The organism is Chryseobacterium lineare (assembly GCF_977014045.1).
The window spans coordinates 562389-576028 of the sequence record NZ_CDRNIQ010000001.1 but is presented as its reverse complement, the minus strand read 5'-3'; the positions used below and the strand labels follow the sequence as shown (position 1 = coordinate 576028).

10 protein-coding genes are annotated in these 13640 nt (G+C 35.0%); 4 read left to right on the top strand and 6 right to left on the bottom strand.

The window, feature by feature from the left end; translation table 11 throughout:
- Nucleotides 1-16: 16 nt before the first annotated feature.
- From ACWNCI_RS02460 to ACWNCI_RS02450, 3 genes are all read left to right on the top strand, one after another.
- Nucleotides 17-907: a 3-hydroxybutyryl-CoA dehydrogenase gene (locus ACWNCI_RS02460; RefSeq protein WP_449389475.1), complete on the top strand. Its 891-nt coding sequence runs from the start codon at nucleotides 17-19 to the stop codon at nucleotides 905-907.
- A gap of 114 nt (nucleotides 908-1021) precedes the next feature.
- Nucleotides 1022-2305: a hypothetical protein gene (locus ACWNCI_RS02455; protein WP_449387051.1), complete on the top strand. Its 1284-nt coding sequence runs from the start codon at nucleotides 1022-1024 to the stop codon at nucleotides 2303-2305.
- A 39-nt stretch (nucleotides 2306-2344) separates the two neighbouring features.
- Complete coding sequence (locus ACWNCI_RS02450) at nucleotides 2345-2584, top strand: hypothetical protein (protein ID WP_002977986.1); 240 nt, start codon at nucleotides 2345-2347, stop codon at nucleotides 2582-2584.
- A 52-nt stretch (nucleotides 2585-2636) separates the two neighbouring features.
- Here ACWNCI_RS02450 and ACWNCI_RS02445 read toward each other — a convergent pair whose 3' ends face one another.
- The 4 genes from ACWNCI_RS02445 to dnaN form a co-directional block, all read right to left on the bottom strand.
- Nucleotides 2637-3044, bottom strand: coding sequence for an META domain-containing protein (locus ACWNCI_RS02445; protein ID WP_449387050.1), 408 nt, complete (start codon nucleotides 3042-3044; stop codon nucleotides 2637-2639).
- A 169-nt stretch (nucleotides 3045-3213) separates the two neighbouring features.
- Nucleotides 3214-5616 (bottom strand): phenylalanine--tRNA ligase subunit beta, encoded by a 2403-nt coding sequence (gene pheT, locus ACWNCI_RS02440; RefSeq protein ID WP_449387049.1) that lies wholly within the window; start codon nucleotides 5614-5616, stop codon nucleotides 3214-3216.
- Between the two features lie 505 nt (nucleotides 5617-6121).
- The gene (locus ACWNCI_RS02435) at nucleotides 6122-7339 is read right to left on the bottom strand and encodes an IS4 family transposase (protein WP_449387048.1); all 1218 of its coding nucleotides are present in this window, start codon (nucleotides 7337-7339) and stop codon (nucleotides 6122-6124) included.
- Nucleotides 7340-7727: 388 nt separating this feature from the next.
- Nucleotides 7728-8858: a DNA polymerase III subunit beta gene (gene dnaN, locus ACWNCI_RS02430; RefSeq protein ID WP_042721423.1), complete on the bottom strand. Its 1131-nt coding sequence runs from the start codon at nucleotides 8856-8858 to the stop codon at nucleotides 7728-7730.
- 201 nt (nucleotides 8859-9059) lie between these two features.
- Between dnaN and ACWNCI_RS02425 the strand changes: the two genes are divergently transcribed.
- On the top strand, nucleotides 9060-9413 hold the full coding sequence (locus ACWNCI_RS02425; RefSeq protein WP_449387047.1) for a diacylglycerol kinase family protein: 354 nt from the start codon (nucleotides 9060-9062) through the stop codon (nucleotides 9411-9413).
- A gap of 31 nt (nucleotides 9414-9444) precedes the next feature.
- Here the strand turns inward: ACWNCI_RS02425 and ACWNCI_RS02420 are convergent, their stop codons facing one another.
- Nucleotides 9445-9825, bottom strand: coding sequence for a ribonuclease inhibitor (locus ACWNCI_RS02420; protein ID WP_449387046.1), 381 nt, complete (start codon nucleotides 9823-9825; stop codon nucleotides 9445-9447).
- Nucleotides 9826-9873: 48 nt separating this feature from the next.
- Nucleotides 9874-13569, bottom strand: coding sequence for a phosphoribosylformylglycinamidine synthase (locus ACWNCI_RS02415; RefSeq protein ID WP_449387045.1), 3696 nt, complete (start codon nucleotides 13567-13569; stop codon nucleotides 9874-9876).
- Nucleotides 13570-13640: the final 71 nt, after the last annotated feature.

The window sequence follows — 13640 nt, the reverse complement described above, 5'->3', positions numbered from 1 at the left end:
CTAAATAAGGAAAATGATCAAAAACATTGTAGTTATCGGAGCCGGAACCATGGGGAATGGTATTGCGCATACATTTGCACAAAGCGGTTTTAAAGTAAATCTTGTAGATGTATCACAGGAAGCTTTAGATAAAGGCCTGAAAACTATCACCACTAATCTTGACAGAATAATTGCAAAAGGAAACCTTACTGAAGAACAAAAAGCTGAAACTTTAGGAAACATTACCACTTTTACAGCACTTAAAGATGCTGTCGGAAACGCAGATCTTATCGTTGAAGCCGCAACGGAAAATCAGGAATTGAAACTGAAAATTTTCGGACAGATGGACGAATTTGCACCTGAAAACTGTATTCTGGCGACCAATACCTCTTCTATTTCCATCACGAAAATTGCGGCTGCCACCAAAAGAGCAGATAAAGTAATCGGAATGCATTTTATGAATCCGGTTCCGATCATGAAATTAGTTGAAATCATCAAAGGATATTCGACCTCGAAGGAGACATTTGGTGCGATCTACGAAATGAGCAAAACATTAGGGAAAGTTCCGGTAGAAGTAAATGATTATCCAGGTTTTGTTGCCAATAGAATTTTAATGCCGATGATTAATGAATCGATTGAAACACTTTACAACGGTGTTGCAGGTGTTGAGGAAATTGATACCGTAATGAAACTGGGAATGGCTCATCCGATGGGACCGCTTCAGCTGGCCGATTTTATCGGACTTGATGTTTGTTTAGCGATCTTAAATGTAATGTATGATGGTTTCAAAAACCCTAAATATGCTCCGAATCCATTATTGGTCAATATGGTAATGGCCGGGAAACTGGGCGTAAAATCAGGAGAAGGGTTCTACGATTACTCAGAAAGCAAAAAAGCAGAAAAAGTGGCAAAAATGTTTTCAAAGTAATTTTTAATTATGAGTTGTTAGATATAAGTTATAAATTTGGTGCGAAACCTTGCAACCTGCAACCTAATAACTGCAACCTTGATAAAATTTAAAGAAAGAACAATTCAAATATCAATGATCATCATTACTTTAATGATGATCATTTTACGTTTTTTACTCAACGAGAAAGGAAGAACAAGTCCGGATTCCATACGTTATATGCGCTTTGCCCATGTTTTTCCGACGATTGATAATACGACGACCCCGTTAGGATATCCTTTAAGTATTAAGTTTTTTACTTTTTTTGGTCCTGATGAATTCTGGAGCAGTAAAATTGTAGGAATTGGAGTATTTCTTTTTATACTATTTTTTGCATGGAAAAAGAAATTCTTCTTTAAGGAGACCGTTGTTTTATGTGCGTTATTCAGTTTTCTTTCGATATTTTCCTATACAATGAGTGAAGCTCTGATATTACCTTTTGTATTATTATTTCTTTATATTTCTTCACTGATCATTGAGGGAAAAATTACTGGCGGAAAAGCCATTTTTTATCTTTCATTGACTTTGATTACACTTTATAATGTCCGTTACAGTTCCCTATTCATCATGGCCGGCACCGGACTTTTTGGATTAGTTTTCTGGAAAAAGCAATATGCAAAAGCATTTATTATTTCAGGATTGATCGGAGGAATTTTTGTTGTTTTGTATAAATTTTTATTTATCGATTATTTTAATGAAAATTATGTAAATGAGTTTTTAGAAATTGGCCTTCATCCAACATCAAAACTTTTAAAAGAATTATTCCTGGGGCTGTGTACTACTTTTAATCCATTTATTCACATTGCCAATCCGGCGGGAGGAATCATCAATTATGCAATCTATGGAATCGGTTTTCTCAATATTCTTTTAATGGTGTATCTGTTTATTAAATATAAACTCTCGGAGACTGAGTATTTCTTTATATTTGTAAGTATTGCCGGAATAATCTGCTCTTATTTTATCCAATATTTCTACTCTGTAAATCCGATCGATTACCGTCTGATGGCACCATTCAGCTTCCCGATATGGCTCGTTTATTTCCGAAAATTATTTTTGATTTTTAATGATAAAGTATATGCCATAGGTTTTTTAAGTCTTCTTTCAGGAATGGCTTTTACGTGGTTGTCAAAAGGCAATTATCTAGAAAACAGAAAAGAAATGAAGCAGTTTTTACAGTCTGAAAATCTGGATAAAGGTCCGGTAAAATTTTATGTAGAAGATATTGAAGATCTTGAATATATTCAGGTCGCTGAGCTCATCAGTACCGTAAATCCCTATGTAATACTAAGTTTTAAACCAAAAGATACTTTACAGAAAACAACTTTAACGAGGTATAAAGTTTTGCAAAAAATGAAGATTGACAAGAACAAATACCAATAATTTTATTATCTTTGATTTTAAAGTTAAAACATTAAAAAAATGAAATTACCAAAGTTTTTATTAGCAGATAATTCGGAATTTCCAGAAGATTTGTTCGTAGTTCATACAGAATATCCAAGATTTATCCTGAATGTTGAGGAAGAAGAAGTTGAATGGCTGGATGATCTTGAAGGTGACGATGAGGAAACAATGGCAGATGAGGCTACAAAAGTAGTGGAGGCTGCGTTTAAATGGTGTGATGAAGAGTTGGCTAAGTACGACGAAGAAGAGGAAGATTAATAACGATTTAAACATAAAAAGGAACTCAAATGAGTTCCTTTTCTTATTTGTTCTATTCAGCTTTATTGAATTTTAATAGGAGAAGATTGTCCTGGTACAATTCGAGAACATTTCCGGTGATGACATATTTATTAGCTTTTGACATCATATCCATAAAGTTTTTTTCCACACTCATATTTTCGCAAGCCATTTTCGTAGATCCCATCTGACCGGCAGAAAAAGTACCTGTAGAAGGCTCTACCTTAGCTGTTCCGAAGTAATTGTTGCATCCTGTATTCCCGTTAATTTTTTCTCCTTCAATATTCAGGGTAGGAATTTTTCCTTTCACATTGTCAGCTAAAGCCCATTTTGTTCCTGCCAGTGAGGGCTGAGCCTTACCTACTTTGGAAGCAGAACCAGCCATCGCTCCACATGAAACCAAAACCGTTGCCGTGCATATACTTAAAAAAAGATTTTTCATTTTTTTCCTTTTGATTTAAATCAAATTTACGTAAATATTATTATTTAAACGGTTTTCATACTATTTTTATTACTTTTTCAATGCTATTTTTCTTTGCTTTAAACGTGACATAAATGAAAAAAAACGGACAAAAGTCCGTTTCTTATTTGTATAAATAGTTGATATTTAATTATCCTCTTAATTCTGCATTGAATTCTTTTTGGAAAGATTTTACCAAAGAATCCATTACTGCTGTAATTTCCTTTTCCTCGAGCGTTTTCTCTTCATTTAAAAGCTCGAAACTCATTGCATAGGATTTCTTGCCTTCAGGAAGATTTTTCCCTTCATATACATCAAAAAGATTAATATTTTTAATATATGGAGATTTATTCTTTTTAACAGCCTGATAAAGATCTTCATAATTCACCGTCTTGTCAATGAGTAAAGCTAAATCTCTTCTGATTTTGTTGAATTTAGGAATATCTTTAAATGTAAGCTCATTTTCAGCACGCAGTTTCTGAGCAAATTCCAATTCGATTTCTGCATAGAAACATTCCTGATCAATATCAAAATCTTTAAGCATCTGAGTACTTACTTTACCGATTTTCACCAAAGTTTTACCGTCAACCTCATAGGCAAGCGCGTCAGAAAATCTTTCATCAGACAAAGCGACTTCCTTATAATCAATCACCAGCTTTTCCAATAAAACTTTCACATAAGCTTTTAAATAATAAAAACTCGTTGCAGATTTTGGCTGCAGCCAGTTTTCTGCCACCTCTCTTCCGGAAACAAGAATCGCCAACTGTTTTCTCTCTTCGTATTTTTCTTTTTTATGATAAATTTTCCCGAATTCGAAGAATTTGACATCCTGGTTTTTTCTGTTAATATTGTAGATGGTATTCTGCAAAAGACCTTCCAGCAAAGACTTTCTCATGAATGCAAGATCATTGCTTAATGGATTTAGCAGCTTTACCGCATCCGTTTCGTCTTTCACTGAAGTAAGTGAATTATTCATTACTTCGTTGAAACCAAGGCTTTGTAATGTTCTCGCCCAGCTATTTTCAAGCTCATCCTGATCTTTTGCATTTAATTTTACAGGAGTAAACGATATTTTCTGAGGAGCATCGATTTTATTGTATCCGTAGATTCTCAAAATCTCTTCGATAACGTCAATCTCTCTCGTAACATCTGCTCTGTAAGCAGGAACGGAAATCTCAAGACCATTTTGAATTTCATTTAAAACCTGAATATCCAATGCTTTTAAAATTTCTTTTACTTTTTCTCTGTGAATTTTAGTTCCTAAAATCTGCTCGATTTTTGAAAACCTTAGAATCACATAGTTATCTTCAATTTTCTTCGGATATTCCTCCAACAGATCACCTACTAATTTTCCTTCAGCTAATTCCTGAATTAATTTGATAGCATGCGTGATTGCTGTTCTTGTAATATTAGGATCCACACCTCTTTCAAATCTGAAAGATGCATCAGTATTCAAACCATGGAATTTCGCTCCTTTTCTTATCGCAACAGGATTAAAATAAGCACTTTCCAGGAAGATCGTTTTAGTTTCAGCGGAAACACCAGAATTGGCTCCGCCGAAAACTCCGGCAATACACATCGGATTGTCTTTTCCGTCTTTGATCACGATTTCAGAACCGTTTAAAGTTCTTTCCACCCCATCTAAAGTTGTGAATTTAGTACCTTCTTTTACCGTTCCGACCTTTACCGTTTTATCCGTGATTTTATCCGCATCAAAAGCATGAAGGGGCTGACCAAAACCATGGAGAATATAATTGGTAATATCTACAATATTATTGATTGGGTTTAGTCCGATGGCTTTCAGCCTGTCTTTAAGCCACGCCGGAGAATCTGCTACTTTCACATCTTCAATAACTGCTCCGATATATCTTGGACAAAGCTCAGCATCTTCCACAACTAACTTGAAATCATGAGTTCCTTCATTACTCAAAACTACTGAAGAAACCTTCTCAAACTCAGATTTCTGCTTGTTGGTAGAAAGGTAAGCATGCAGATCTCTTGCTACTCCGTAGTGAGACATGGCATCGGTTCTGTTGGGTGTTAATCCAATTTCTATAACCTCATCATTGGCAATTTCAAAATAATCAGCGAAATTTTTTCCTAGTTCAAACTTTTCTTCATCCAGAACCATAATTCCTCCGTGGTCGTCACTAAGGCCAAGTTCATCTTCTGCACAGATCATTCCCTGAGAAACTTCTCCCCTGATTTTAGCTTCTTTAATTTCAAAAAAACTTCCGGATTTATCATAAATTTTTGTGCCGACTACTGCTACAGGAACTGTTTGTCCGGCTTCTACATTCGGAGCACCGCAAACGATATTCAGAATTTTTCCGTTTCCGACATCTACGGTTGTTTTTTTCAGTTTATCTGCATTCGGATGTTTTTCGCAGGTCAGAACTTTACCTACAACAATTCCTTCCAGGCTGCCTTTTATGCTTTCAAATTTTTCTATCCCTTCAACTTCAAGACCGATATCTGTAAGGAATTCACCGATTCTTTCAGTTTTCAATTCCGTTTTGATAAAGTCTTTAAGCCAATTGTTTGATATTTTCATCTGATAATTTTTATTTTTTCTAAAGCCAGATGAATCTTACGGTTTCATCTGGTATATTTTGAAAAATTTTTAGTTAAATTTTAAGTCTACAAATGTCGTGTTTTTTTGAGAAATAGAGAAATTTATAACAGATTTTAAGAGTTTAATTTCATCTGTTTTTATTGTCTTTTTTATCGTACATTTTAAAAATTGAGCAGAATTTATTTTTAATTTCAGTTTTATTGAATCTATTTTTTTTCTCCCGCTGATTTCGCAGATTTAATGTGACAAGCATTTAAGAATAGTTTTATTTAAAATTATCTTGCTTAAAGCATATGAACATAATTTTTATAGAATCTTTTCTAATATTATTTTTCAGTATGACACTAGTCGTGGGTAATTTTCTACTGTTTATCAAAAGACTGTCTCTTAGCCCCGATTGCAGCAATTGTTTGAGCTCATTTTTTTGTTTTCGGCGCGGCGGCTCTGCCGCCTAGTCATGGTCGGAAGAAAATTCCGGCCATTTTTAAGTTTTAAAAACTTTCTTTGGATCTCCACCGGCAAAGATTATTAAAATTACTGTAATCATTTCTCCAAGCTCCATCTTAATACGCCTTTTAGCAGTTTTGTAACCCAGGTTGTTCGCTTTTTTATAGATTAAAAGCAGCATTGCCGCAATCATAGTCATGTAAAGCATTACCTCAATACCATTTTTGTTGAGTGATACCAAATGACTAAGATTAAGCTCTTGCTTCATAAACCTGAAGAAAACCTCAATGTCCCATCTTTTACGATAGTAATCAGCAATCTCTTTAGGGGTCAACTCAAATTCATTTGTTGAAAACCATAGCTCTTTATTCGTTTTTCGGTTTCTTATCACCACTAAACGAAACTCTGTTTCTACCTTCCCATTATGATAATGTATATTTTTAGGGTTGTTTTCAGGGGTTGCTTTTGTATAAAGCTTTACTTTAGAATCTTTAGCAACATGCCAATCATCCCATTTTTGTTCATATTCGGAATTTAAAAAAGACGCTACCTCCTCAAATTTCCTGTTTTCCTTTAAACGAACAATAAATTTTACTCCATTTTCATCAAAGTTTTTCATCGTTCGAGCAGATTGTACGCCTCTGTCCATAACGTAAATATTATCATGGTCTTTTTCTTTCAGGGTATGGTTTAAAATTGCTTCTGGAAGAGCCATATCTTCAGAAGAATAGGTTTGAGTATTAAAAACTTTCACGCCCGAGGGTAAAATTCCATCAAATGAAAAACTAAATTTCACTAGTTTTTTACCGCTTTTTTGGTCTATTCCTTCTTTTAGTTTTACGCAGGTATCCGAGACAATAGTACTGTCTACACGAATAAGATTGTACCCCTCGATTTCAGAACCGGAATAATACTCCCGAAACCGATTATACATATGCTCATAAATCTCTCTAAAATAATTGGGATCAATTTTTGATAATCTTTCAGAAATAGAACTTCGTCTTATTTTTTCTTCTTCGCCCAAGCCGAATAAAGCCTTAAATCCACTTGCGTTGAAAGTATCTTCCAGAGTTCTTTGGCTCAGTCTTTCGTTATCGAAAATACAGAATAATAAAAGATAAAACATTTTTTCACCATGTAAAACCTTGCTGTAGTAATCTACATTTGTAGTTGCCGAAAGATGCTGCAATAAGGCTTTTGGAATAAATTCCAAAACTTGCTTAAGAGAGATTTTGTGATCGTTAAAAACTGACATAAAATATTGATTATCAGATTTAAAGATACGGAAATTCAAAAAAAACACAATTAACTGGAAGACAAAAAGTTATATCTTTTTTCAGTTTGAATATTCCTTAATTTAACATAAAAAAATCGGAAGAAAAAATCTTCCGACCATGACTACTCTGCCGCCGCGCCGAAAACAAAAAAATAGCGAGTGCGGAAAGCGGGAAATTGCTCCTTTAAAAAATAAATAAGTAAATACAATTCGACGAAGTCAAAAAGCTTCAAATAAAAAATATATATTGCTTTTTGATGTAATCAAATTGCCCAAAAACAATAAATACATCCGATAGAGTCAAAAAAACTCTCAAAAAAAGAGGCTCTGAAAATCAAAACCTCTTTAAATATTTTATATAATACAATTACAATCCGATCACCGGCATTGACAGCATTAAGATATTTTCGTTTTCTTCAAGACCGTCAAGAGGTTCAATGATTCCCGGTCTGTTGGGCTGGGACATTTTCATTGTAATATCATCTGAGCCTAGAATCGTCAACATTTCAGTTAAGAATTTAGAGCTGAATCCGATATTGATATCTTCTCCATTATAATCGCAAGGGATCTGCATATCTGCCTTATTTGCGTATTCTGTGTCTTCTGCATGAAGATGGAGGATATTTGCCGATAATTTGAATCTCACCTGGTTGGTCGATTTATTCGACATAATTGAAGCTCTTTTAATAGCTCCTAACAACAGGTTTCTATTGATTGTCAATACATTTGGGTTTTCTTTAGGAATCACCGCAGTATAATTAGGATATTTCCCATCAATTAATCTACAGATCCAGATATGCTTACCGAAAGTAAATTTAGCCATATTCTCATTGAAGTCGATGGTAACATCATCGTTTGAGCTTGCTAAAATATTTTTAAAGATATTCAAAGGTTTTTTCGGCATAATGAATTCCATTGGTTCGGCATTCATTAAATCCGTTCTTTTATAAACAACCAATCTGTGAGAGTCTGTAGATACAAAATTGGTTTCATTTTCACCAAACTGGAACAAAACTCCCGTCATTACAGGACGAAGTGAATCATTGCTTGTCGCAAAAAGTGTATTGGTAAGTGCTTCAGACAAAACTCCTGCCGACATGGTTACACTTTGTGAGGCATCAAATTCCGGTAACTCCGGATAGTCGTCTGCATTGTCCAGCGCTACTGCGAAGTTATCTTTTTCATCTAAAATTTCAAGCTGACTTCCTGTTCCTTCTGCATTATCTTTTACAACCAATGTCAACGGCTGTTCTCCGTAAGTCTTGATAAAATCCTGAAAAATCTTAGCAGGAACAGCAAATTTTCCGGTATCATCGGATTTTGCATCCAGAGAAGTGACAAGAGTTGTCTCGCCATCAGATGCTGTAATGGTAACCTGAGTTCCGTCTAATTCAAAAAGATAATTTTCTAAAATCGGTCTCGACTGAGAGCTTGATATCACACCACTTACAGTTTGCAAAGCCTTCTGCAGTTCACCACTTGAAATAATAAATTTCATAGATTTAAAAATAAATTTTTACAAATATAATAAATAGAAAACAGATTGAAAAGAATAATCCTTAGAGTTACTAACAACCATCAAAAGATTTTAGCCTGTTTCTTCTCCTTAATTTTTAGATGAAAAGCTGTCAAAATGACAACGACTAAAGATAAGGATTTTCTTTGAGCAAATAACTATATTTGCAAATATCTTTTCATTATGCGAAAACCGCCTGTTCATAAAAGTTTTTTCAATGCTTTACGTGGTATTTTCCTGATGATTAAATGGGAAAGAAATTTTCAGATTGAAATAATGGCTTTCCTTATTAACCTTTTTCTGATTTTTTATTTAAAACTGACAACGACTGATACAGCTCTCATTCTGATCGTCTGTTTCGGAGTTTTAGCTGCTGAGATTTTTAATACGGCCATTGAGAAGATCTGTGATATCATCCACCCGGAATTTGACAAAAGAATTGGTTTTATCAAAGACATTTCTGCCGGTGCAGTTCTTCTGATGACAATTGTATCAGTTATTGCAGGAGTTCTGATTTATTGGAAATATGTCTTTTAAGCTCTACCATTTGATAAGAAAGTTCAAAATATTAATCTAAAATCAATTTAATATTCTTGTGTGACTCTATAATTTCAATTAAAATTTCAAACAAAGTTTGTCCGTTTCCTTCCATAAGTTCATTTAATTTTTGTTGAATTAATTCTATGTTAAAAGGTTTTCCTTGTCTGATTTTAGCTTCATAAAATTCCTTGGTTAAATCAAAACCTAATTCTTCTTTAGATTTTTGAGAATTTTTCCAGGTGATTTCACCCTGAAATCCATATAAAACATCATCAAAGCCATCCAACGTTCCGACTTTCCAATCTTCATCCTTTAAAAAAAGCAGGGAAATCTCTTCGTAGAAACCTTCCAGATTTGAAAAATGACTGCCATTGATGACAGTCATTTGTTTATTTGAATTATTATTCATTTATTTCTAACATTTAAAGCCAAAAGCTCATTGCTAAAAGCCAGCAGACTATTTAAAGTATTCCACTCCATTTTTAAATATATTGTGGTAATTCGCCGTCGGAATATTTTTAAACAGACCATCTGCAAAACGTTCAGGATGTCCCATTCTACCGAATATTTTCCCATCCGGACTTGTAATTCCTTCAATTCCGAATAATGAATTATTTGGATTGAACGGCATTCCGTGAGCGATGTTTCCTTCTAAATCCAAGTACTGAGTCGCAATCTGTCCGTTTTCATACAACTTCTGAATTTCTGCTTCCGAAGCCATAAAACGCCCTTCACCGTGAGAAATCGGAATTGTGAAAACCTGATCTTTCATTCCTTTTAACCAAGGCGATTCATCATTCAGAACCTTTACATTGACCATCTGAGAAATGTGTCTTCTGATCGCATTATGAGCTAACGTCGGAGAGTTTTCATCCAAATCCTTAATTCTTCCGTAAGGCAACAAGCCTGATTTAACCAGCGCCTGGAAACCATTACAGATCCCGATAATCATACCGTCTCTGTCCAACAATTCGTGAACGGCGTTTCTCATCTTCTCATTTTTCAACACATTAACGATGAATTTCGCAGAACCGTCCGGCTCGTCACCCGCAGAGAAACCTCCTGAGAATGCTAAAATCTGAGAAGTTTTGATTTCTTCCACCCACGCATCAATACTTTCATCCAATAATTGGTGATTGATATTAATTAAAGGTAAACTGCTTACAATTGCACCTTCTTTAGCGAAAGCGTTCAACGTATCATACTCACAATTGGTTCCCGGGAAAACCGGTGCAAATACTTTTGGCTGAGCGATTCCATGTTTTTTGATGATGATATTTCTTGGGTTGATTGAGTTTAGTTTTTCATCAATTTGAACCGTGATTTTCTCTTTTTCAATTGTTGGAAAAAGATTTTCAAATGTGTTTGTGTTTGCCGCTAATAATTTGCTGATGGTTGTTGGTTGTTGGTTGATGGTTAGAACCTCATCAGCAACAACTTGTCCGATTAACTGGAGATTAACAGAGCTTAATTCCTCTTTAGATTCGATGATTAAGCTTCCGATATTTTTCGTTAATAAAACATTTTCGTCAACCGTAATTTCAGCGCCTAACCTGTTTCCGAAACTCATTTTAGCTAAAGCAACCGCAACTCCGCCTTCTTTAATAGTTTTCACAGAAACGATTTTTCCAGCCTTAATGTTTTCAAAAATCAATTCAAAAACAGCTTTTAACGCATCATAATTCGGAAGTTCGTTTTCCTGAGCGATATGATTGAAGAAATATATTTTATTTCCTACGTTTTTAAATTCAGGAGAGATAATATTTGACTTTTCTCCGTTCGCACAAGCGAAAGAAATCAACGTTGGCGGAACATTCAGATCCTGATAAGTCCCACTCATTGAATCTTTACCCCCAATTGCTGCCAAACCAAAATTGATCTGAGCATCATAAGCTCCAAGTAAAGAAGCCAGTGGCTTCCCCCATTTCTCAGGATTCTGACCTAATTTCTCAAAATATTCCTGAAAACTAAATCTAATATTTTTATAATCGCCACCCATTGCAACGATTTTCGCAACACTTTCAACCACAGCGTAAGATGCTCCCAACAAAGAATTCTGCTTAGAAATCTCCGCATCGAATCCCCAACTTGCCAAAGAAACTGTTTCAATATTTTTTGCTCCGATAATCGGCAATGTCTGAACACTTCCTTCCATCAATGTCTGCTGATATTTACCACCTAAAGGCATCGCAACCGTAGTCGCACCAATAGAAGAATCGAACATCTCTAACAAACCTTTTTGAGAAGCAACGTTTTTATCACCTAATATTTTTAATAAATTCTCTTCATTGAATGATTGAGTTTCTTCTTTTACTTCATTAAGATGCGTAATTTTAACTTCCTGACTTTTGGAACAGCCATTTGTATCTAAAAATTCTCTTGAAAGGTCAACAATTTTATCACCTTTCCAGAACATCTGCATTCTTCCTGAATCTGTCACTTTTGCAACCTCAACGGCAACAATGTTTTCAGCTTCACAGAATTTGATGAACTGCTCTTTATCTTTTGGTTCAACTACAACCGCCATTCTTTCCTGAGATTCAGAAATAGCCAATTCAGTTCCGTTCAGACCTTCATATTTTAAAGGTAAAACATCTAGATTAACTTCCAAAGAATCAGCAATTTCACCGATTGCTACAGAAACACCTCCAGCTCCGAAGTCATTAGATTTTTTAATCAATTTCGTCACTTCAGGATTTCTGAATAATCTCTGGATTTTACGTTCTTCAACTGCATTTCCTTTCTGAACTTCAGAACTCATCGTGTGGATCGAAGTTTCGTCCTGTTCTTTCGAACTTCCGCTTGCTCCACCAACGCCGTCACGACCTGTTGCACCACCTAAAATGATAATAGAATCACCAGCTTCAGGCTTCTCACGTCTTACCCAATCTACAGGAACCGCTCCGGCAACGAAACCAACTTCCATTCTTTTTGCTTTGTAGCCTTCATCATAGATTTCGGAAACCATTGTAGTCGCCAAACCGATTTGGTTACCGTAAGAAGAATATCCGTTTGCAGCCTGTTTTGTGATTGTTTTTTGAGGTAATTTTCCCGGTAACGTTTTATCAACCGGTTCCAAAACGTCTGCCGCACCTGTTAATCTCATCGCCTGGAACACGAAAGAACGCCCGGACAAAGGATCTCTAATCGCGCCACCTAAGCAAGTAGAAGCACCTCCGAAAGGTTCAATTTCCGTCGGGTGATTGTGTGTTTCGTTTTTGAATAATAAATACCACGGTTCTTTTTTACCATCGTATTCAGCTTCGATCTGGATAGTACAGGCGTTAATTTCATCAGAAACCACCAGGTTTTCCAAATTACCTGTTTTATGAAAATATCTTCCGCAAACGGTCGCCAGATCCATTAAGGAGATTGGTTTTAATTCGCGTCCTAAGAATTTTCTTTTTTCGATATAATCATTGAAAATCGTTTCCAATGTATGTTTAAACTGTCCTTCAAACTCAATATTTGACAATTCTGTTTCAAATGTTGTGTGACGACAGTGGTCGCTCCAGTAGGTATCTAAAACTTTAAGTTCAGTTTCCGTAGGATCTCTCTGTTCCGATTTAAAATATTCCTGGATGAATTTCAGATCGTCCAGGCCCAATGCAAAACCATGATTGTTGAAGAATTCTTCCAGCTGAGCGTCATCAAAATTGATAAAATTTTCGTGAACGATAACTTTTGATGGTTTTTCTTCTGCAGGAATGTCTAAAATGGATAAATCTTTTTCCTGAGACTCTACTTTATTGATTAAAAGGTCTTTGATTTTAACTAAATCTGATTCGGAAACGCCTTCAAATTCAATGAGTTTACCGCTTCTCACTTTAGATTTCTCATTTCCAGTTAATAAAGCGATACATTGTTGAGCAGAATCAGCACGTTGATCATACTGTCCTGGTAAAAATTCTAATGCGAAAAAGATTCCTTTTGCGGGATTTTCTTCGATTAAAATATCGGTAATCGGATCAACGAAAGTACTGTTTACAACCTTTTCAAATTCGCCGTCATTTAATCCAAAAATATCATAAACGTTATACACTTTTACACTTTGGATAGACGGAACCACCGCTTTTACTTCATCAAATAGTTGCGGACTTTCCACATCGAAAATTCCTCTTTTTTCTACGAAAATTCTTTTGTTTTGAGACATTAGATGTCAGATTTATTAGATTTATTTTATTTAAATTTTTCTGGCAAGCGCCATATTTTTCCGGTTACAAA

Coding starts and splice junctions, on each gene's coding strand:
- ACWNCI_RS02455 (WP_449387051.1), top strand. CDS start 1,022: ATGATCATCATTACTTTAATGATGATCATTTTACGTTTTTTACTCAAC.
- ACWNCI_RS02450 (WP_002977986.1), top strand. CDS start 2,345: ATGAAATTACCAAAGTTTTTATTAGCAGATAATTCGGAATTTCCAGAA.
- ACWNCI_RS02445 (WP_449387050.1), bottom strand. CDS start 3,044: ATGAAAAATCTTTTTTTAAGTATATGCACGGCAACGGTTTTGGTTTCA.
- pheT (WP_449387049.1), bottom strand. CDS start 5,616: ATGAAAATATCAAACAATTGGCTTAAAGACTTTATCAAAACGGAATTG.
- ACWNCI_RS02435 (WP_449387048.1), bottom strand. CDS start 7,339: ATGTCAGTTTTTAACGATCACAAAATCTCTCTTAAGCAAGTTTTGGAA.
- dnaN (WP_042721423.1), bottom strand. CDS start 8,858: ATGAAATTTATTATTTCAAGTGGTGAACTGCAGAAGGCTTTGCAAACT.
- ACWNCI_RS02425 (WP_449387047.1), top strand. CDS start 9,060: ATGCGAAAACCGCCTGTTCATAAAAGTTTTTTCAATGCTTTACGTGGT.
- ACWNCI_RS02420 (WP_449387046.1), bottom strand. CDS start 9,825: ATGAATAATAATTCAAATAAACAAATGACTGTCATCAATGGCAGTCAT.
- ACWNCI_RS02415 (WP_449387045.1), bottom strand. CDS start 13,569: ATGTCTCAAAACAAAAGAATTTTCGTAGAAAAAAGAGGAATTTTCGAT.